At 35.9% G+C, this 21,557-nt stretch carries 12 protein-coding genes, 2 tRNA genes and 1 rRNA gene; 8 read left to right on the top strand and 7 right to left on the bottom strand.

Going from position 1 to position 21,557, the window contains the following annotated elements:
* The first annotated feature begins 8 nt into the window (after positions 1 to 8).
* The 5 genes from LNP19_RS07680 to LNP19_RS07700 all read left to right on the top strand — a co-directional run bounded on the left by LNP19_RS07680 (position 9) and on the right by LNP19_RS07700 (position 12,049).
* A complete protein-coding gene (locus LNP19_RS07680; protein ID WP_230064178.1) occupies positions 9 to 2,267 on the top strand; it encodes a glycoside hydrolase family 95 protein in 2,259 nt (752 codons plus the stop codon).
* Between the two features lie 266 nt (positions 2,268 to 2,533).
* Positions 2,534 to 4,447: a peptide-N-glycosidase F-related protein gene (locus LNP19_RS07685; RefSeq protein ID WP_230064179.1), complete on the top strand. Its 1,914-nt coding sequence runs from the start codon at positions 2,534 to 2,536 to the stop codon at positions 4,445 to 4,447.
* A gap of 703 nt (positions 4,448 to 5,150) precedes the next feature.
* Entirely contained in the window at positions 5,151 to 8,408 is a 3,258-nt protein-coding gene (locus LNP19_RS07690) for a SusC/RagA family TonB-linked outer membrane protein (protein WP_230064180.1), read from the top strand.
* A gap of 19 nt (positions 8,409 to 8,427) precedes the next feature.
* Complete coding sequence (locus LNP19_RS07695) at positions 8,428 to 10,104, top strand: RagB/SusD family nutrient uptake outer membrane protein (protein WP_230064181.1); 1,677 nt, start codon at positions 8,428 to 8,430, stop codon at positions 10,102 to 10,104.
* Positions 10,105 to 10,414: 310 nt separating this feature from the next.
* Complete coding sequence (locus LNP19_RS07700; protein ID WP_230064182.1) at positions 10,415 to 12,049, top strand: beta-N-acetylhexosaminidase; 1,635 nt, start codon at positions 10,415 to 10,417, stop codon at positions 12,047 to 12,049.
* A gap of 122 nt (positions 12,050 to 12,171) precedes the next feature.
* On the opposite strand, the gene LNP19_RS07705 is transcribed toward LNP19_RS07700, so the two are convergent.
* From LNP19_RS07705 to thrS, 7 genes are all read right to left on the bottom strand, one after another.
* A complete protein-coding gene (locus LNP19_RS07705) occupies positions 12,172 to 12,531 on the bottom strand; it encodes a hypothetical protein (protein WP_230064183.1) in 360 nt (119 codons plus the stop codon).
* 252 nt (positions 12,532 to 12,783) lie between these two features.
* The gene (locus tag LNP19_RS07710) at positions 12,784 to 13,452 is read right to left on the bottom strand and encodes a helix-turn-helix domain-containing protein (protein WP_230064184.1); all 669 of its coding nucleotides are present in this window, start codon (positions 13,450 to 13,452) and stop codon (positions 12,784 to 12,786) included.
* 11 nt (positions 13,453 to 13,463) lie between these two features.
* On the bottom strand, positions 13,464 to 15,047 hold the full coding sequence (locus LNP19_RS07715) for an ATP-binding protein (RefSeq protein ID WP_230064185.1): 1,584 nt from the start codon (positions 15,045 to 15,047) through the stop codon (positions 13,464 to 13,466).
* A 296-nt stretch (positions 15,048 to 15,343) separates the two neighbouring features.
* Positions 15,344 to 15,688, bottom strand: a complete 345-nt coding sequence (gene rplT, locus LNP19_RS07720) for a 50S ribosomal protein L20 (protein ID WP_035633036.1) — start codon at positions 15,686 to 15,688, stop codon at positions 15,344 to 15,346.
* A 131-nt stretch (positions 15,689 to 15,819) separates the two neighbouring features.
* Positions 15,820 to 16,017, bottom strand: a complete 198-nt coding sequence (rpmI, locus tag LNP19_RS07725; protein ID WP_022827375.1) for a 50S ribosomal protein L35 — start codon at positions 16,015 to 16,017, stop codon at positions 15,820 to 15,822.
* A 112-nt stretch (positions 16,018 to 16,129) separates the two neighbouring features.
* Positions 16,130 to 16,627 (bottom strand): translation initiation factor IF-3, encoded by a 498-nt coding sequence (infC, locus tag LNP19_RS07730; protein ID WP_211517662.1) that lies wholly within the window; start codon positions 16,625 to 16,627, stop codon positions 16,130 to 16,132.
* A 76-nt stretch (positions 16,628 to 16,703) separates the two neighbouring features.
* Positions 16,704 to 18,650, bottom strand: a complete 1,947-nt coding sequence (gene thrS / locus LNP19_RS07735; protein ID WP_230064186.1) for a threonine--tRNA ligase — start codon at positions 18,648 to 18,650, stop codon at positions 16,704 to 16,706.
* Between the two features lie 878 nt (positions 18,651 to 19,528).
* On the opposite strand from thrS, the gene LNP19_RS07740 reads away from it, so the two are divergent.
* The 3 genes from LNP19_RS07740 to LNP19_RS07750 all read left to right on the top strand — a co-directional run bounded on the left by LNP19_RS07740 (position 19,529) and on the right by LNP19_RS07750 (position 21,463).
* Positions 19,529 to 21,042 (top strand): 16S ribosomal RNA (locus tag LNP19_RS07740).
* Between the two features lie 130 nt (positions 21,043 to 21,172).
* Positions 21,173 to 21,246, top strand: a tRNA-Ile gene (locus LNP19_RS07745).
* A 143-nt stretch (positions 21,247 to 21,389) separates the two neighbouring features.
* Positions 21,390 to 21,463, top strand: a tRNA-Ala gene (locus LNP19_RS07750).
* Positions 21,464 to 21,557: the final 94 nt, after the last annotated feature.

Below are 21,557 nucleotides of genomic sequence, written 5' to 3' on the forward strand. Positions count from 1 at the left end.
AAATAATAATGTCAAAAAAACTCTTTTCCTTTTTTATTTTGGGACTCCTATTTACAACAGGAATCTATGCCCACAAAAGTAAGTCCTTAAAACTTTGGTACAGAGAACCCGCCCAAAAATGGTACTCTGAAGCTTTGCCGATAGGTAATGGAAGGATGGGAGCGATGTTTTATGGCGGTGTGAATCAGGAAAAGATTCAATTCAACGAACAGAGTCTATGGTCTGGCGACAATAATTGGGACGGTGAATATGAAACCGGAGATCATGGTTTTGGCTCTTATCGCAATTTTGGTGAAATCACAATCGATTTTGCACAACAGAATCAGGCTTCAGCCTATAGTCGCTCGCTGGATATTTCAAATGGAATTCATCAAACAGCATTTATCCAAAATGGGATACAATACAAGCGTGAGGCTTTTGCCAGTTATCCTGATCAGGTTTTGGTTTTTAGATATACGGCCAATAAAAAAGGAGCTTTATCCGGAAAAATTTCACTTACTTCTGCGCAAGGAGCAATAAGCAAAACAAAGCAAAACAGTATCATTTTTGACGGAGAAATGGCTAATAAACTAAAATATGCTGCCATTTTACGCATTCAGCATCAGGGAGGAAAAATTAAAATCGAAGGAAATAGCATAAGTTTTGAGAATTGTAATTCATTGATTTTACTTCTTGATGCCAGAACAAATTATAAAGCTGACTTTAAATCAGATTGGCGTGGAAACGATCCTTTACCTTTAATTGAAAAAGAGTTAGCAGCCGCTCAAACGAAATCGTATAATACCTTACGAAAGAATCATCTAACGGATTTATCGGGGCTTTTGGGACGCGCATCTATAGATATTGGAACAACGGATTCTGAATTATTGAATTTACCTACTGACGAACGTTTAAAACGTTATGCTGGTAAAAGCGTTGCTGTTGAAACATCAGAAGGCTTGAAAAAACAACAAAAAGGAAGTGAAGACCCTGATTTAGAAGAAACGATGTTTCAGTACGGACGTTATTTGTTAGCAAGTAGTTCGCGCCCTGGGGGATTGCCAGCTAATTTACAAGGGTTGTGGAACGATAGCAATACGCCGGCTTGGGCTAGTGATTACCACAACAACATCAATTTGCAAATGAATTATTGGTCAGCAGAATCTACTAATCTTTCTGAATGTCAGATTCCGTTGATCGATTTTATTGTTGCTGCTCAGGAATCCTGCCGTATCGCTACCCGAAAGGCTTTTGGAGAAAATACTCGTGGCTGGACAGCTAGGACAAGTCAAAGTATTTTTGGTGGAAACGGTTGGGATTGGAATATTCCGGCAAGTGCTTGGTATGCCCAACATGTGTACGAGCATTGGTCATTTACCCGAAATAATGACTATTTGAAACAAACGGCTTATCCTATAATTAAAGAGATTTGTCAGTATTGGGAAGATCATCTTAAAAAAATGCCTGATGGATCTTTGATGGTGCCTAATGGCTGGTCTCCAGAACATGGTCCTCGCGAAGATGGCGTAATGATGGACCAACAATTAGTTTGGGATTTATTCCAAAATTACCTTGAAATAGCCAAAGTACTAAACATAGATCCAGATTATCAACAAAAAGTTGCAGATATGCAGGCGCTTTTGGCTCCTAACAAGATTGGGAAATGGGGACAATTACAAGAATGGCAAGAAGATCGCGATGATCCTAATGATGAACATCGTCATACGTCACATTTATTTGCGGTATATCCGGGACGTCAAATCAGTATTTCCAAAACGCCAGAATTAGCTCAAGGAGCTATACTTTCGTTACGAAGCCGCAGTGGAAATTATGGAAGAAATGAGCATACTCCATTTACAGCAGAATCGACCGTTGGTGACAGTCGTAGATCCTGGACTTGGCCTTGGCGTGGCGCTTTATGGGCGCGCTTAGGCGAAGGCGAGCGCGCTGGAATTATGTTGCGTGGTTTACTAACGTATAATACTTTGCCTAATTTATTTTGTAATCATCCTCCATTTCAATTAGATGGGAACTTGGGAATTCCTGCCGCTATGGCCGAAATGTTACTGCAAAGCCACATGGATGAAATACATTTACTTCCTGCAATTCCAAAGAGGTGGGCCAAAAAAGGGGCATTTTCAGGACTTCGAGCCCGAGGGAATTATGAGATAGATTGTAGCTGGAGTGAGGGCAAGGTTACGGACTATAAAATTTATTCTTCTAGGCCTACTAAGGTTAAAATTAGGGTAAACGGAGAGCTAAAGGAAATTAGCACAATAGTAAAATAAACAACGTATTTAGAGACTGTAGTTTGTAATATGACTTTTTGATACAAGGGGCGTAATGGAAAAGCCTTGCTAATAAAAGAGGTAAGAAGGAAAGTTTACTGTTAAGCGCAAAAGTGTTGGTTTAAAAAGAGGAACAATTCATGTTTCTATAAAATAAGCATCAAAAGTGAATTTAGAAAAGCCTAGTTTATCCTGTTTTAAATTCGTTTTTGATTTAGAAGAATGTAGCCAAGAAGTTTATGGTTACCAATATTTAAATATTATCTATGAAACAGCTATTGATTATATTATTTTTTTTGATTTCGTTTAATTGCTTTGCTCAAAAGCCAAAAGTAATAAATGTAGTGACGCACAATAGAACGACCATTATCTGTGATCCGGCTACGGGTTCAAAGTCGTATATAAAACCCGGAATTTTTCCGTCAATAAAAACGCCAATTCGCAAGGTAACGATGAAAGTGACCTTGGGTAGTCCCGATAGTCTTTTTACGGCACATTGGGATTATTTGGATCACATTAAACTCAGAAAGAAAGGTGAAAATGGAGAAACAATAAATTATGAGTTAGGCCGTATGCTTACTCCTTATGGAAGTATTTATAATAAAGGATGGCAATGGCAATGGAAAGTTGATGTAACAGATTTTGCCCCTTTGCTTCGTGATAGCGTGGAAATTGAATATGTGCATTCTGGTTATGAGGATAAAACCGTTGGCTGGGCTTTGACTATTGATTTCGAAATTGTTTTAGGACCTCCCGTTGTCGTTCAGTTAGGCATGACACCGCTTTGGAATGCTAGTTATAAATATGGCGATGCCAAAGAAAAAATTGAAGAAAATTTACTTCCTATTGATTTCGTATCGCTTTCTGGCGTTGAGATTAGCCGTATACGTATCCAACATACCGGACATGGGATGGATAAACCAAAGGGATGTAGTGAATTTTGTCAGCGTTGGAGAGAAATAAAAATGGATGGTAAAGTTGTAGATCATCGCAATATGTGGAAAGATTGCGGGGATAATCCGCTTTACCCTCAAGGTGGAACATGGATCTATGATCGCGCCTATTGGTGCCCGGGAGATTTACAGGTTCCAGATGTGATCGATGTAATGACAGAACCGGGAAAACATGAGGTGTCATTAGCAATGGAACCTTATGAAGCTACCGGAAATGTACAGGCAGTTGAGAATATTTCGGCCTATTTGTTCCAATATTCGAAACCCACACATAAAGTGGATGTTGCTGTTGATCAGATTATGGTGCCCAATAACGAACAACAGTATGCGCGATTGAACCCTTCAAGTTTTAATCCCCGTTTTGTAATTCGAAATTTAGGATATGAGAATCTTGAGTCCGTAACCGTGATTTATGGAACAGAAGGATTTCCGAAAGAGAAGTTTAATTGGAAAGGAAATCTTAAATTTAATGAGACTGCCGAGATTGTAATTCCGGGAGCGATAATGTCAAAACCGGGAGCGAATAAGTATACCGTTAAACTTTCTAGACCAAATGATGCCAAAGATGGCTGGAGAGGAGATGATCAGATGACAACAACTTTTGTTTCTCCGGATGTTTTGCCAACTAATTTTGTTATAGAATTCTTAACTAATAATAAACCAAAAGACAATACTGTTTTTTTATTGGGTGAAAAAGGGGATACAATTTACCATAAATTACCTTCAGAGCTTAATATGAATACCGTTTATAGAGACACGATCAAGCTCAAGGAAGGGACATATGAACTGGGATTGATAGATAGTGCAGGCGACGGTTTGCAGTTTTGGGCAGAACCAAAAAATGGGGATGGTTATTTGCGAATGTTTGATATGAAAGGAGATTTGATTCATACATTTGAAAGTGACTGCGGAAATGAGGAAAAACTAAGTTTTACAGCTTCATCAAATTTTGTAGCTGATAAAACGCAAGCAAAATATGCTTTTTCATTGTATCCTCGATTGGTTATTGATAAGACAGAATTAAATATAGTCTCAAATAAGACAAGCCAAATGACCGTTTTGATTACTGTCAATGGCGTTGTTCATGAAAAACATGAATATAAAGCTATTAAAAATGGATTATTGACCTATTCTCTGGCAAACCTACCAAAAGGAAGGATTGTACTAGAGGTTTTTATGGATGGGGCAAGTAAGTTTAAAGGACGATTAAACAAGGAACGTTTATGACAGTATATAAAATTGCTTTAGAAAGGAATTTCTAAGGAATATTTTATTTATAATTAATTATTTCCCTTTAATTAAAAGCGAGTTAGTTAGTTTTTGCAGTGATTTTCTTACCGTTTTTTATACTACCAGTTTTTTTATTATTATTAATGTGTTCGATAACATATAATTTATGTGCCCGAGCACATTTTTTTATTATTCTTAGTTTATAATGAAGCTCATTTATATATTGTTTGTTAAGTTATTCTTTTTTATTGGTTTAATTCTTTTTTTTAAGTTTGACTTAATTCTTCTTATGTCTATTGTTTGATGGTGAATTTTTCAGTTCGGAATATTTTTTTATTTTTAAAAAAAAAACAATAAATAAACTGGTAGGTACTGGTGTTTGTTTTGTGCGAAATCGTTATATTTTTGGATTTAAATACGTTATTAAATTCATAAAAAGAACACCTATAAACGGGTTTGAAAGAGTGAAATTCGCATTAAAGTAGTTACTTTCTATTGAAAAATCATAAGAAATAACCTCTAAAGGTGTTTTCGTTGTTGCCTAGTAATTAAGTGTTTGAAATACTTGTTTTTAGTAAAGTAGACAATACAAAAATGACTTTGCCATTTTTATAAAATAGTTGTCCTTATATGAAATCAATAGATTATGGGAATGCTATTTCGACTGTTTTTCTGTTTAGAAAAATATGTTTTCTTAAAAATGAGTAAAAAAGTAAAAGAATCCATTATTAATCAAAACCAATACAAGAGTATGAATGTACTAAACAAACCCATGAATGTAAGGCTGAATAGGCTTTCACAAAAAGTGGTCCAATTTGCGGGTATTTCGCTGCTAAGTTTTGCTTTGCCAGCTTCAGCAACAGAAATTTCTAAAAAGGCAACCGTAGCTACTAAAGAAAAAACTAATTTCTTTATTTCTAAGGTAGAAAAATTAAAAGAGAGCACTAGTTCTTTATTTGTACAGAAAAAAATCACAGGTACTGTTTTTGATCAAAATGGAGAAACCTTACCAGGGGCAAACATTGTTGTGAAAGGAACAACTATTTCAACCCAGACTAATATTGATGGAACTTTTACAATCGAAGTGCCTGATAATGCGACCATATTAATTGTTTCTTTTGTTGGGCTTGATGATCAAGAAGTAGCGATAAAGAATACACCACTTCGTATTACTTTAAAGCAAGGTGGGCAGAAACTGGAAGAGGTTGTGGTTGTAGGTTACGGTAAACAAAAGAAAGTGAATCTTTCTGGTGCGGTAAATACGGTTAATACTAAAACATTGGCTAATCGTCCTGTAACTTCTTTGACTAATGCTTTGCAGGGGTCTGTTCCAGGGGTTAATATTCTTGGGCGACCTGGAGATGTTGGTAATGATATGGGATCTATTAACATTAGAGGAAGAGGAAATTTAGGTGCTTCAGAAGCTTTGTATGTAGTGGATGGTGTGCCTGTAAGTTCTGGTGATTTTTCAAGAATAAATCCTAACGATGTTGAAAGTATTTCGGTATTAAAAGACGCATCTGCTTCTGCTATTTATGGATCTCGTGCTGCTTATGGAGTTATTCTTGTGACTACTAAAAAAGGGAAAGAAGGAAAAATGGCAATCAATTATAATACTTACTATGCTTCACAATCAGCTATAGTATTACCAAAATGGTTAGGAGCTTATGATTATGCTACATTGCGAAATGAAGCGGCTTCAAATGCAGGTAAGTCTTTGTTGTATTCTGCATCTGATTTGCAAAAGATAAAAGATAAGTCTGATCTTGATTTTTTTCCTGATACAGATTGGTATGGAGAAGTTTTGAGAGCTTCTGCACCGATGTCAGAACATCAACTAAGCATTTCTGGAGGTGGTGATACGCGTTATTTCTTGAGTGGATCTGCTTTTAAACAAAATTCACTTCTTCCTGGAAAGGATCTTAAACGTTACTCTTTCCGTTCTAACATAGAATCGAAAGTAACAGAAAAATTTAAAATTGGAACTAATATTTCATTTATCCGTGATGGTTTTGATAACAATAAAGGGGACATCAGTTTTGTTTCACTAAATAGAATGGTTCCTTTAATGGTATTGAAACAATCTAATGGAAACTGGGGAAGCATTAATGGAGGTAAAATTGACGGTACTCTAGCTAAAGATAATCCAATGCGTTCGTTAGAAGAAGGTGGTAGAAGTGAGTACAATACCAATAGATTTTTAGGTTCTCTTAACGCTACTTTTACACCTATTACAGGGCTTGATATTACAGGACAGTTCTCATATAATTATTACAATAGTTTCAACAGTTCTTTTGAAAATGAGATGACACCAATATTGAATTTTAATACAGGTGCGCCAATTACAGGTACGGGAACAAGTCCAAACAAACTTACTGAGAGCTGGAGTAATTCAGGTAGCTTATTGGCACAACTTGTTGTTAGTTATGAAAAAAATGTAGGTAAACATTTTGGTAAAGTTTTAGTAGGTACTTCTTTTGAAGATAATAAAAGTAGATCTATTGGTGTTATTCGCAAGTCGTTTGTTACTAATGGTTTGAATTCAATAAATGCAGGTTCAACTGATCCGTTGAATACAACAATTGATCCTAAAAAATCAGGTATAGCAGAGAATGCTTTTCAGTCTGTTTTTGGGCGTTTTAATTATGGTTATGATGATAAATATTTATTTGAATCTAGTTTAAGAGTTGATGAGTCTTCCAGATTTGCACCGGGACATCGCAGAGGAGTTTTTCCTTCTTTTTCAGGAGCTTGGCGTGTGTCTCAGGAGGAATTTATGGAATCAGTTGATTGGGTTTCTGAGTTAAAGTTTCGAGCTTCTTGGGGTAAATTGGGTAGTGTAAGCAATGTTGGGAATTATGATTTTTATGACGGATTAACAACAGGGGTTGGTGCTATTTTAGATCAAGGTAAGCAAGACGGGGTTTTCTTAGGGAAATTGGCTAATCCTAATCTTTCTTGGGAAAAAGTGGATATGACAAATATTGGTTTGGATCTAGGTTTATGGAGAAACAAATTGAATTTACAACTTGATGTATTCGAAAGAATGACTAATGGAATCTTATTAACTAATCCATCATTACCTGATGAAGCTGGTTTAGATGGATCATTAAGACCGTCGGTAAATTTAGCCAAAGTGCAAAACAAAGGAATTGAATTATCTTTGACTCACAATAATCATATTGGTGATTTTAATTTTTCAGTAGGTGGAAATTTAAGTAGAATTTGGAATAAAGTTGTTGATTTAGGTGGTCAAGGTGATCAAATAAACGGCAACTGGATTAACCGTGTTGGACAACCGATTGGTTCTTTTTACATGTTGGAAGCCGACGGATTATTTGCCTCAGATCAAGAAGTTGCTGCTCATGCTTTTCAAGCAAACAATACCAAAGCGGGTGATATTAAATACAAAGATCAAAATGGAGATAATAAGATTGATGGAAATGACCGTGTGGTAATGGGTGCCGATGTGCCCTATATTACTTACGGTATTAATATTACAGCGAACTATAAAAATTTCGACTTTTCCTTATTAGGCCAAGGTGTTGCTGATGTAAAGGTATATCTTAATGATGAGGCATCTCAAGCTTTTTTTAATGGTGCAGGTGTTAAAGAATACATGCTAGACCGATGGACTGTAGATAATCCAAATCCAAATGCTTCTTATCCGCGTTTATTAAGCTCAGCTGATAATACGCATAACGCCAGACAATCAAGTTTCTGGTTGTTTGATGCTTCTTATTTTAGAGTAAAAAGCTTATCGTTTGGATATAATTGCCCAGAGTCTTTGACCTCAAAAATTAATGTTCAAGGAATTAGGGTTTATGTTTCAAGCAATAATCCATTTACATTGAGAGGTGACAAAAGAATGAAAGATTTTGATCCTGAAACGGCATCTGTGAGAGGTACTTATCCTCAGCTTAAAACTTTTTCTTTAGGACTAAACATATCTTTGTAATAATTTAAATTTAAATTTCATGAAATATATCTCATATAAAATAGTTGCTATTCTAGCGATAACAGCCCTTGCTAGTTGTTCTGATTCTTCACTAGATAAGTTGCCGCAAGATCAAATATCAAGTGGTTCGTTTTGGACTTCAGAAAAAGAAACCCGTTTAGCTTTAACAGGATGTTATGCTTATTTAGAAGGGGGGTATAATAATGCCTATGATGACGGGGCTTCGGATAATGCTTACTGTCAATATCCATGGGAAAGTACATCAACTGCAATAAGTTCAGGTAATATTAATGAAGGGATTGATCGTGGCTATAAGTCAAGGTATACTGCAATTCGTCAGTATAATTATTTTTTGGATAATGTGGGTAAGGCACCTATGAATGAGAGTCTTAGAACACGATTTATTGCTGAAGCAAAAGTGCTAAGAGCAATGACTTATTTTGAATTAGCGAGAAATTTTGGCGCAGTGCCTTTGCTTAAAAATGCGTATTCAGATCCTTTAGAAACTGCAATAGCACCTTCTTCTGAGGCAGATATAATTGCATTTGTATTATCAGAACTGACAAGTGTGGCTGATCAATTGCCAGCAAGTTATGCTGGAGGGACAAATAATGAAACGGGTAGAATTACAACTGGTGCTGCGTGGGCAATCAAGGCGAGAGTAGAATTGCAATATGGGAAATGGGCTGAAGCCGCTGCTAGTGCTGAGCATGTAATGGGAATGGGATACGAACTGTTTAGAGTTAGTGCTTTGACAAGTAAAGATACCCAAGATGACTATTCTAGCTTTGTGACTTTTGCAAATGCTGCAGAAAAAGAAAAATTCTATAAAGGATTAGCTAGTTATGAACAACAATTTTGGGCTGTAAATGAGAATAGTAAAGAAGTTATTTTGGCGGCACAAAATATAGATAATTCGTCATATGAATATGGAAACGGTTTAAATACCTTATTTCCTTGTTCAGATTTAGGAGGATGGAGTTCTATAACACCAACTGCTGGGTTGGTAGATGCTTACTGGGATAAAAATGGAAATGTTTTTAGTGCTCCTACAGCGGCTCAACGCGCATCAAACTATAATAATGGAACACCAAATGCAGCTTACTATGATGAGTTTAAAAATAGAGACACTCGTTTGTATGCCAGTATTCTATTTCCTTCAAATCCTTGGGATCGTTATAGCGCTGGTTATGTTTTTAATTGGGCAAAAGGAGGAAATAACAATAGTAAAACAGGTTATAATTTTAGAAAATTAGTAGATCCTGCTTATACAACTACTGATTGGGATGGTGCTCAGGATTTTCAGATTATTCGTTATGCAGAAATTTTGCTTACTTATGCAGAAGCAAAAAATGAAGTTTCTGGTCCAGATGCTTCTATCTATGCTGCCTTAAAAGATATTAGAGATCGTGCTGGAATGCCGGCTATTGATGAGGCAGTTTATAATACAAAAGATAAACTTCGTCAAGTAATACGTAATGAAAGACGTATTGAATTAGCAGGAGAAGGACAACGTTTTCAAGATATTCGTCGTTGGAATATTGCTAATGTTGTGATGAAGACTACTTATGATATTACTAATAGTCCAGTTCAAGTGCGTACATGGGAAGAGAAGTTCGTTAAAATGCCTTATCCTCAAAGTGCTTTGGATCGTAATCCATTTTTGAAGGAAGCACAAGCTGCAAAAGGATATTAGTTTTTGCATGTTAGTTAAAAAGGCGTCATTTACAAATGTAAATGGCGTCTTTTCGTTTAGTTTTAAATTGTTTGTGGACTTTTTCAGATTATTTATAAAAAAAATAGTCAGAGAAATTTAAAAAGCTTTTTAAAATGTCTAAAAAATCTTGTAGGTTTACTTATTTCTGTTGATAAACTGGTAGGTGCTGTTAGGTGGTTTGTTTAATATGTTATATTTTCGGCTTTGCATTAATTGATTTTGTAACGGATTACTTGATGCAGTAATTTTAAACAAAGAGTAAACACAATAATAATTAAAAAACAAAAGTATGATAAGATCGATTTTATTTTCACTTCTTCTATGTAGTGTGGTGTCCTTTGGCCAGGAAGTAAATATTATTCCCCAACCGTTGGAAGTCACTACTAATGCGGGAAGTTTTGTTATTAATCCAAAAACAAGTTTAGTAGTTTCGAATAAAATGGATGCTGCTGCTGCTGCTTTTTTGAACGAGTATTTGTCGGACTATTATGGATTTAAATTGGCAGTGGTTAAAAAGGCGACAAAAAACTACATTAAATTCAATAGCCTTAAAAATATTGAAGGCTTGAAAGCCGAAGGTTATAGTTTGAAGAGTACAAGCAATGGGGTGGTAATAAACGGAAACTCTGCTATGGGAACTTTTTATGGTATGCAAACATTGATACAGTTACTTCCATTAGAAAAAAGTAGTGCTTTAAAGATAGCATCTGTTGACGTTAAAGATGAACCTCGTTTTGTGTATCGAGGAGCGATGCTTGATGTGGGACGTCATTTTTTTCCGGTTTCTTTTGTTAAAAAATTCATCGATTATTTAGCTTTACACAAATTAAATTATTTTCATTGGCACTTAACCGAAGACCAAGGCTGGAGAATAGAGATTAAAAAATACCCAAGATTAACCGAAATAGGTTCTAAGAGAAACGGTTCTATTGTGGGTAGATATCCAGGAACTGGAAATGATAATACGCCAGAGAGTGGTTTTTATACTCAAGAAGAAGTAAAAGAGATTGTTAAATATGCATCTGATCGATTTATAACAGTGATTCCTGAAATTGAAATGCCAGGACATAGTAGTGCAGCAATTGCGGCTTACCCACTGTTGAGCTGTTTTCCAGACGAGAAAACAGTAATTCCAGACGCAGTAATTTCTGAAAAAAGTAAGCAAGAATTAGCAAACGGAAGAGTGAAACTTGTTCAGGAAACATGGGGAGTTTTTACTGATGTTTATGCTCCAACGGAATATACTTTCAAATTCTTGGAAGATGTGCTTGATGAGGTGATGGCTTTGTTTCCTTCAAAATACATTCATGTTGGAGGAGATGAATCTCCTAAGGATGCTTGGAAAAGAAGTGAATTTTGCCAGCAATTGATAAAGGAAAAAGGTTTAAAAGATGAGCATGAATTGCAAAGCTACTTTATTCAACGAATGGAAAAGTATATTAATAAAAAGGGAAGAACTTTAATTGGTTGGGATGAGATCCTTGAAGGTGGACTTGCTCCAAATGCGATTGTTATGAGTTGGAGAGGTGAAGCAGGTGGTATTGCTGCTGCCAAAGAAAATCATCAGGTTATTATGACCCCTGGAAGTCATGTGTATTTAGATCATTCGCAAACTAAAGAAGAAACAGAGGTTACTATTGGAGGATTTACTAATTTAGAAAAAATTTATAGCTATGAGCCAATTCCGAAAGAACTGAATGAGCAACAAGCGCAATATGTATTGGGTGCTCAAGGGAATATTTGGACTGAATATATGCTTAATCCTGCCAAAGTAGAGTATATGATATTTCCTCGTTTGAGCGCTTTGAGTGAGGTGTTATGGTCTCCAAAGGAAAAGAAAGACTGGCCTGCTTTTCAAAATAAAATTGAAACAATGAAAAAGAGATATGATATGTGGGGTGCTAACTATTTTAAAGGTAAGTAATCCTTAATCAATTAATAACAAGTGTAATGCCCTTTCATTTTTGAGAGGGCATTTTTATTGTAATAAAAAGTATATAGAAATAAGGATGTTATCTATGATGTGAGTAGTGGTTTCTTAATCTTTTATTTGAATTTTAGCTTGTATTTAAATCCGTCAATATCAGTCGCAATGAGTTCGTTATGATTAATCATTTCAATGACAATCTCTATTTTGGTATCTTCTTTGCCAATCAAAATCCCAATGCCGTTTTTACCTTCAATAATTATTTTCCCTTGAACATCATTTCCTTCTTCATCAGTTCCGAAAACAGACTTGTCGTATTTTATTGAATCAGTGATTTTAGTAGATGTTGTTATTTTTTTAGTCACTAGAGACTTGTCCGTTTTTTTTTCGATGAAAGATGTTTTCTTTTGTTCACAGCCTATATTGATTAAAGCTAGGAAAATGGTTAGTAGTTTTATTGTTTTAATTTTGTAAAGCATGTTTTTAATTTTATTCAAAAGTACTTTTACATCGAAAAAAAACTTTACGGAAAACCTCATTTAGGAAGTTTTTTATTGAAAAATTGTGTTGTAACTTATTAAAGCTATTAAACGTTAATTTTTTAAGCTAATTTTAAAGTATAAAAAATCAATAGCTCTCATGTGAAAAATCGAAATGCTTTGCTACTCTTATAGAAAGAGACTAGCGTGGTTTGGAATAAACTGGGCTGTAAATACAGAAATTAGCCGTTATTAGATCAATCCTAGATCTTTGGCAATGGCGACAAGATGAGTGGCATTGTTAGCTTTGAAGTAGATTTTGAGTTTATTGATTCGTTTTTCAATACTACTACTGCCATTAGGAGTTATTCCATTTTTTTTGAATTCATTAGCGATTTCATCAAGAGTAAGACCGATTGATAATAATTTTAAAAGTGAAATGTCATAAGCTTCGATTTCAAATATTGATTTGTTATTTAACACATGAGACAATGCAGTAGATATAATTCTGGTTCCATCGCTAAAAACATTTTCGACCGTTTTTTTGAGTTCAGGAATGCTATTTCTTCCTTTAGAAACATAGGCATTAATACCTAAATTATTAAAAAGAGATTTTATTCTAAAGGATTTATCTTCGATAGAAAACACAATTGTTTTGATATCGGGCTGTGTTTTTTTTGCTGCAGCGATGAGTGCTTCGCCTGAAGTTAGTTGGTTTTCTCGATGGTCTGCTTTAAATGATAAGTCGCTAATAAGTAAATCGTAAGGAGAGTCATCTAGAATTGCTTTCTTGATTTTTAGTAAGGCATCATCACAGTATTTTGCATGATGAATTTCTGAAATAGAAAGTTCTTCTAGTATTTGTACGACAGCAATACTGATGCTGTCTAAATCTTCGGCTACTAAAACTTTATTAAACATAATGGCTACGGTTATATTGGTAATGCAAAGCTTGTTTTGAACCCTTTATGGGATTTAGTATCAAAATTAATAGTTCCATTTATTGATAGAATACGGTTTTCCACATTTTGGAGTCCATTTCTTTTATTTCTTTTGTCAAGTACTGCTCCTACGCCGTTGTCAGTGTAATCTATTTGTAATTTATCTTCGTTTTTTTTGAAAGTGATTACTGCTAGATTGCATTGGCTGTGCTTTTTCATATTGACAAGTAATTCCTGTAATACGCGGTATATAATGATTTTTTTATTATTTTCTATTTTTGTCCAAGGAGTGGAATCTATTCCGTTTACTAATATATTTACTTCATTTGTATTGAAGCTTGCTATCAATTCTTTAAGAGTAGAGACAAAATTGGAGCCCGTTTCGATATTGCTGTTTTCTTTAGAAATGTTTCGAGTTCTAGAATAAATGGTATCGAGATTTGTGAGTAATATTTCTTTATTTTGACTAGTGGATAAATCTTGTGTTTCGGCAAAAGTCATGGCGTGGTAGACATCATTGGCTAGTTCATCATGCAGTTTTTTTGCAATTCGTATTTCGGTGTTATATGAAGTTTGTATTTTCTCTCTTTTGTTTTTTGCCACCAAAAAATAGGTAATGAATAACGTGGTTAGGAAACCTATTGTTACTATAAAATAAAAGAGTAAATTTTTATTTTTTTCTTGTTCTAAAAGCAGAATCTTTTGTTCTTTTAGTTTTATATTTTCATCTTTTTCTTTTTTAGAATCGTATTTAATTTTAGCAAATTGATTCTTCATCTTTTGCCTTGCTTTATTGACACTGTCATTGATATGGAGGTATTGTAATGAGTGTTTTTTCGATTGACTTGAAGGGCTGTTTTTAATTAATAATTCTAGGCATTTCAAGCGGTCATCAATACTTTTTATCTCGGTTGCTTTTTTATAAGTTAATAGGGCATAATCTGTAGCTAGCTTTGGATGACTTTTGTTATAGTATTCAGAAAGATGATAATAACTCGCCATCAGACCCCAGTTGTCTAATATTCGCAATCTTATTTTCAAGGATTGATTTAAATAATTAAATGCTTTTGGATTGGCTGTTTTAAAATAGGAATAACCTAGATTATCGAGTAGTCTGGCATAAATTTCTGGGTTATTTGAAAGCTCTTTTTTTAAAGTTAACGGCAAAAGAATTTTTATGGCGTTATGGAATTTGTTTTGATCTATATAAACTAGGGCTATATTGCTTTTTGTACTTATTTTTTCAATTGGGTCTGTTTTTAGACTTAATGCTTTATTAAAATAGTATAAGGAATGGTCGTGGTCAGCGGTATATAGGTAATTGTTTCCTAGGGCATTATAGATGTTCCATTTACCATTAGGGTATTTATTGGTGTTTTCTATAAAAGGAAGAGCTTCAACAGCCGTTGCTTCGCCACCTGAATAATCTCCAGAAAAGATATGAATTTGCGCCATCCATGCTATTGAATGGATGATTCGGGAAGTATCTTTTTCTCGAATAGATTCTTGTTTGGCTTGATTAAAATAATAGTAAGAACTATCAAGTTTTGTATTTTGATAATGCTTATACCCCATTTTTAAGAGTGTGTCTATTTTAGGATAGCTCTTTTTTTGGGTTATGGTTTGTGTCTTTTTCTCACAGGATTGAAAGACGATAAAGAGTATCAGTAATAGAATATAAATAGGGGAGTATAGCTTCTTTAGTATCATTGCTCGAAAATACAGAAATTAATTAAAATACAGAAACGTAGTGACTCATATTGTTGGGGTTTTGTAAACCGATTTAAAAGTCATAAATAAACAAAAAACCCCAATCTTTCGATTGAGGTTTTTATATAAGTAAGTAGTCTTAAATTGAGTTGATAAAACGTTTATTTTACTTTGTTAAGTACAGCTTTGAAAGCTTCAGGGTGGTTCATAGCTAAATCTGCAAGAACTTTACGGTTCAATTCGATTCCGTTAGCTTTTACTTTACCCATGAATTGTGAATAAGACATTCCTTCTAATCTAGCTCCAGCGTTGATACGTTGAATCCATAAAGCACGGAAATTTCTTTTGTTCACTTTTCTGTCACGGTAAGCGTAGCACATTGCTTTCTCTACCGCATTCTTAGCAACTGTCCAAACGTTTTTACGTCTACCAAAGAAACCTTTGGCTTGCTTCATTATTTTTTTTCTTCTTGCTCTTTTAGCAACTGAATTTACCGATCTTGGCATAATTTTATTGTTTTTTTGTAGCAGGCGTCCCGAATTAAATCAAGAGAACTTAATGGCCATACTCCAAGGTTATTTTAAATTGTTTTAACCTAAAGAATTATTTTTTGTAATTGACAATTTGTAATTGTCGATTAGATAATTCTTAATTGTTGTTTGATGCTTTTCATATCTGTTTTGTGAACTAGCGCTGAATGTGTCAAAGCCAATTTACGTTTTTTAGATTTTTTAGTCAAGATGTGACTTTTAAAAGCATGCTTTCTTTTAATCTTTCCAGAACCAGTAACTTTAAAACGTTTCTTGGCGCTAGATTTGGTTTTCATTTTAGGCATTTTTTCCTAGTGTTTTAATTTATTCTTACTTACTTATTTTTTTAGTCTTAAAGCCTAATGTCGGAATGTCCAAAGGTTGTACTTTATGACTTTCGACTTTTAAACATTCGACTTATTTCTTTTTCTTTGGAGCAATGAACATAATCATTCTCTTTCCTTCCAGAACTGGCATAGCTTCTACTTTTCCAAATTCTTCCAAGTCTGTGGCTAATCTCAATAACAAGATTTGACCCTGATCTTTATAAATGATAGAACGTCCTTTAAAGAAAACGAACGCTTTTAATTTAGCACCCTCTTTTAGGAATTTTTCAGCATTCTTTCTCTTGAATTCATAATCATGCTCATCTGTTTGAGGACCAAAACGAATTTCTTTAACAGTTACCTGTGTAGATTTCGCCTTAAGGACTTTATCACGTTTCTTTTGTTCGTAAACAAATTTCTTGTAATCCATGATTTTACAAACTGGCGGCTCTGCATTTGGAGAAATCTCAACTAGATCTAATTCAAATTGGTCAGCTAATCTTAAAGCCTCTGAAAGTTTAAAAACTCCAGGCTCAATATTTTCACCTACAAGTCGTACTTCTTGTACACCACGAATAAGATTGTTTATTCTGTGTGCATCCTTTTTTTCTACGCGAGGTTGATAACCTCTGTTGCTTCTTATTGCTATGACTTTATAATTTAAGTTAAACTGTAAATACTTTTAATGTTTTTTTGATTTCTTCGTCTACTATCGAAGCAAATTCTTCTATTGTAACGCTTATGTTTCCTTTTCCTTCCTGTCCATGGCGACGGATAGAAATGGTGCCGTTTTTTTCTTCTTCCTCACCTACAATCAGCATGAACGGGATTTTTTGCATTTCTGCATCTCTGATTTTCTTTCCTATTGTTTCACTTCGGTTGTCAATGAGGGCGCGAATTTCGTGATTTTCTAGCAAATCTAAAACTTTTTTGGCATATTTTTCATATTTCTCGCTCAAAGACAATATTATAGCCTGTTCTGGCATTAGCCAGAGTGGGAAATTTCCTGCTGTGTGTTCTAAAAGAATGGCGATAAAACGTTCCATGGAGCCAAAAGGAGCTCTGTGGATCATGACAGGTCTATGTAATTCGTTATCAGAGCCTTTATAAGTCAATTCAAATCGTTCTGGTAGGTTGTAATCTACCTGAATTGTTCCTAGTTGCCATTGTCTTCCTAGGGCATCTTTTACCATAAAGTCCAGTTTTGGACCGTAGAAAGCGGCTTCGCCATATTCAACAACCGTATTCAATCCCTTGTCACGAGCTGCATTAATAATGGCATTCTCTGCTTTTTCCCAGTTTTCGTCGCTACCTATATATTTATCCCTATTCTCTTTGTCGCGTAGCGAAATTTGAGCGGTAAAGTTTTCAAATCCTAATGAGCCGAATACATAGAGTACTAAGTCAATTACTTTCTTGAATTCTTCGTCCAATTGTTCCGGAGTACAAAAGATGTGGGCGTCATCTTGAGTAAAACCACGAACGCGTGTTAAACCGTGTAGTTCTCCACTTTGTTCGTATCTGTAAACAGTTCCAAATTCAGCATAACGTTTTGGTAAATCTTTGTAAGACCAAGGGCGTACATTGTAGATTTCACAGTGATGAGGGCAGTTCATTGGTTTTAATAAGAACTCTTCTCCTTCAGCTGGAGTATTGATAGGTTGAAAACTGTCTGCTCCGTATTTGGCATAATGACCAGAAGTTACATATAATTCCTTTTGGCCAATGTGTGGTGTAGCCACTTGTTCATAACCCGCTTTCTTTTGTGCTTTTTTTAAAAACTGCTCTAAACGTTCTCTCAATGCAGCGCCTTTTGGGAGCCATAATGGAAGACCTTGGCCTACTTTTTGTGAAAACGCAAACAACTCTAATTCTTTTCCAAGTTTTCTGTGGTCGCGACGTTTCGCCTCTTCTAGTAAAGCAAGGTATTCTGTTAGATCCTTTTGTTTAGGAAATGAAGTCCCGTAAACACGTGTTAATTGTTTGTTCTTTTCGTCACCACGCCAGTACGCTCCGGCAACACTCATGATTTTCATTGCCTTGATAATTCCGGTATTTGGAATATGACCACCGCGACACAAATCAGTAAAAGTATCATGGTCGCAAAAGGTAATGGTTCCGTCTTCAAGATTCGAAATCAACTCAGTTTTGTATACATTATCTTTGTATAGTTCCAAAGCGTCAGCTTTAGAAACAGGGCGTAATTTGAATTCGTGCTTTCCTCTCGCGATTTCAAGAACACGGTCTTCTATCTTTTTAAAATCTGCATCAGTGATTTTCTGATCTTCAAAATCTACATCGTAATAAAATCCATTAGATATTGCAGGTCCAAGTGTTAGTTTAATGCCTGGGTACATTTCTTCCAGAACCTGTGCCATGACGTGTGATGTAGAATGCCAGAAGGCTTTTTTTCCTTCTTCGTCATTCCATGTATATAATATAAGACTTCCATCCGTGGTTAAAGGTGTGGTTGTTTCAATGGTTGTGCCATTAAAAGAAGCTGAAATTACATTTCTAGCAAATCCTTCACTAATGCTTTTTGCAACATCCATTGGGGATGCTCCAGGAGCAAATTCTTTAACTGACCCGTCGGGCAAAGTAATCTTAATCATTGTTTTGTAAATTTTAGAATGCAAATATAAAGTATTAACAAAACACATACAATATATATATAAGGTTTGTTGTGTATTATAATACGGATGAATAAATATTTTAAACCTTTAAATGTGTTGATGATGATGTTTGTTTCGGGAGCATTTACCTGTTATTCGCTAGAATCTTCCGGTTCGCAAGCGGGACTGGAAGGATTTTCGCTTCTATCAGGGCTAGGTTAGGGGTTTGATATCTATTTTTAGAGGCATAAAGAAGAATTTTGGTTGTTTTTTATGGTCAAAGTGCTTCTTTTCCATAAAAAGAGTTTTAAAGTTTAAGATGCTACAATTTCAAGACTCACGTTTTCAGTCGGTTAAAAACAAAGTTGTAAAAAGGGTAAAAATACTTGTTTAAAAGTATTGTTTAAGCGAATAAAGGTGGTACTTTTGCACCCGCAACAGCGACAAAGTTCATTAAGATATTGCCAGTTATTATTTGATTTAGGGATTAAGGTTTCTAAAATAAAAATCAAAAAAAACTTGTGAGATTTGAATTGGCTTATTACATTTGCACCCCGCAAAATATGCAAAGTTCCTTGAGAGATTGGTAAGAAAGATTAAAGAAAAGAGGTTTAAAACTTCGAAAAAAAACTTTAAATTTTTCTTGCGAGATTAAAAAGAAGTTGTACTTTTGCACCCGCTTCGAGAAACACACTAAGTGAGTTATACGAGACGAAAAAAAAGATAAGACACGTTCCTAGACATATTGAATTGACAGCCGTTTTAAGAGAGATCTTAAAACAAAAGAATAAGAGTAATAGAATCGATAGATTATAATAAAACCACTAGATCTTCAGTCAAACATAAATAGAATCAAAGCAATTTGATTCGCATAATATACGATGAAGAGTTTGATCCTGGCTCAGGATGAACGCTAGCGGCAGGCTTAACACATGCAAGTCGAGGGGTATTGGTTTTCGAACCAAGAGACCGGCGCACGGGTGCGTAACGCGTATGCAATCTACCTTTCACAGAGGGATAGCCCAGAGAAATTTGGATTAATACCTCATAGTATACTGAGTTGGCATCAACTTAGTATTAAAGTCACAACGGTGAAAGATGAGCATGCGTCCCATTAGCTAGTTGGTAAGGTAACGGCTTACCAAGGCTACGATGGGTAGGGGTCCTGAGAGGGAGATCCCCCACACTGGTACTGAGACACGGACCAGACTCCTACGGGAGGCAGCAGTGAGGAATATTGGACAATGGGCGCAAGCCTGATCCAGCCATGCCGCGTGCAGGATGACGGTCCTATGGATTGTAAACTGCTTTTATACGAGAAGAAACACTGGTTCGTGAACCAGCTTGACGGTATCGTAAGAATAAGGATCGGCTAACTCCGTGCCAGCAGCCGCGGTAATACGGAGGATCCAAGCGTTATCCGGAATCATTGGGTTTAAAGGGTCCGTAGGCGGTTTAGTAAGTCAGTGGTGAAAGCCCATCGCTCAACGGTGGAACGGCCATTGATACTGCTAAACTTGAATTATTAGGAAGTAACTAGAATATGTAGTGTAGCGGTGAAATGCTTAGAGATTACATGGAATACCAATTGCGAAGGCAGGTTACTACTAATTGATTGACGCTGATGGACGAAAGCGTGGGTAGCGAACAGGATTAGATACCCTGGTAGTCCACGCCGTAAACGATGGATACTAGCTGTTGGGGGCAACTTCAGTGGCTAAGCGAAAGTGATAAGTATCCCACCTGGGGAGTACGTTCGCAAGAATGAAACTCAAAGGAATTGACGGGGGCCCGCACAAGCGGTGGAGCATGTGGTTTAATTCGATGATACGCGAGGAACCTTACCAAGGCTTAAATGTAGATTGACCGGTTTGGAAACAGACTTTTCGCAAGACAATTTACAAGGTGCTGCATGGTTGTCGTCAGCTCGTGCCGTGAGGTGTCAGGTTAAGTCCTATAACGAGCGCAACCCCTGTTGTTAGTTGCCAGCGAGTCATGTCGGGAACTCTAACAAGACTGCCAGTGTAAACTGTGAGGAAGGTGGGGATGACGTCAAATCATCACGGCCCTTACGCCTTGGGCTACACACGTGCTACAATGGCCGGTACAGAGAGCAGCCACTGGGCGACCAGGAGCGAATCTATAAAACCGGTCACAGTTCGGATCGGAGTCTGCAACTCGACTCCGTGAAGCTGGAATCGCTAGTAATCGGATATCAGCCATGATCCGGTGAATACGTTCCCGGGCCTTGTACACACCGCCCGTCAAGCCATGGAAGCTGGGGGTGCCTGAAGTCGGTGACCGCAAGGAGCTGCCTAGGGTAAAACTGGTAACTAGGGCTAAGTCGTAACAAGGTAGCCGTACCGGAAGGTGCGGCTGGAACACCTCCTTTCTAGAGCCTTATTGTTAGTTGATTTATCAACACGTTAAGGAAAGAGACGAAAAGAGAATTTGGAAAATATTTAAAGAATTTATTGCTCTTGCTGTTAATTTAAAAAATAATGAAAATTAAGTAAAAACAGAGTCTCGTAGCTCAGCTGGTTAGAGTACTACACTGATAATGTAGGGGTCGGCAGTTCGAGTCTGCCCGGGACTACTTTTTAAGTTGTTAATTATGAATTGTAAATTATAAAAAACAAAATAAAAAACTGAAAAGCTTAGTAAAAAAGGAAATTTTAGAGGTTGAGTAACCGTTTTAAGTGCTGTTAACTGAAAACTGTTAACTGACAACTAAAAAATGGGGGATTAGCTCAGCTGGCTAGAGCGCCTGCCTTGCACGCAGGAGGTCAACGGTTCGACTCCGTTATTCTCCACAAAAGAAGTGGTCAGAAAAAAAGTGATCAGTGTTCGGGTAAAACTGAATACTAAAAACTGTAGACTGAACACTGAATCAAAGTTCATTGACAT

Origin of the sequence: Flavobacterium acetivorans (assembly GCF_020911885.1) — a bacterium.
Lineage (GTDB): Bacteria > Bacteroidota > Bacteroidia > Flavobacteriales > Flavobacteriaceae > Flavobacterium > Flavobacterium acetivorans.